The sequence below is a fragment of the Pelagicoccus sp. SDUM812005 genome, from assembly GCF_031127875.1.
GTDB lineage: Bacteria > Verrucomicrobiota > Verrucomicrobiia > Opitutales > Opitutaceae > Pelagicoccus.
The window spans coordinates 1-373 of sequence record NZ_JARXIA010000098.1 but is presented as its reverse complement, the minus strand read 5'-3'; the positions used below and the strand labels follow the sequence as shown (position 1 = coordinate 373).

At 48.8% G+C, this 373-nt stretch carries 1 protein-coding gene; it reads right to left on the bottom strand.

What is annotated here, in order from left to right:
- The coding region (locus QEH57_RS24840; RefSeq protein WP_309009505.1) for a type II toxin-antitoxin system RelE/ParE family toxin at positions 1-273 on the bottom strand (273 nt) is incomplete at its 3' end.
- Positions 274-373: the final 100 nt, after the last annotated feature.

Here is a 373-nt window from a genome sequence, read left to right as displayed (position 1 = left end):
GTCCCTAGAGCCTCGAAGTATCCGAACTATGCTTACTTGTGAAACTTCTCGAACAAAGAAGATGATGTACTTCTTGTGGGGAATGCTGAGCAATCCTTCGGCAAGTTCGTCTCTTCGACGTCCTATTCCATCAAGTTCGGAGATGCCGATGCACTTGCGGTAGAGCTGTTCTAGGAAGCGATCGGCTTTGGTAGGGCTGTCTTTGGCGATGTAGTCCCAAATATCGTCGAGATCCGACTCGGCTTCTTCGGATATGTAGAGATCTCTAGCCATCGAGGCGTTCTCTTCCTCTCTTTTTGATGTTCTCGATCAGAGAATCGTCCAACTTCTTCGATCTACCGGCTTTGAGCTGCTCGAGGCCGATTTGAATCTC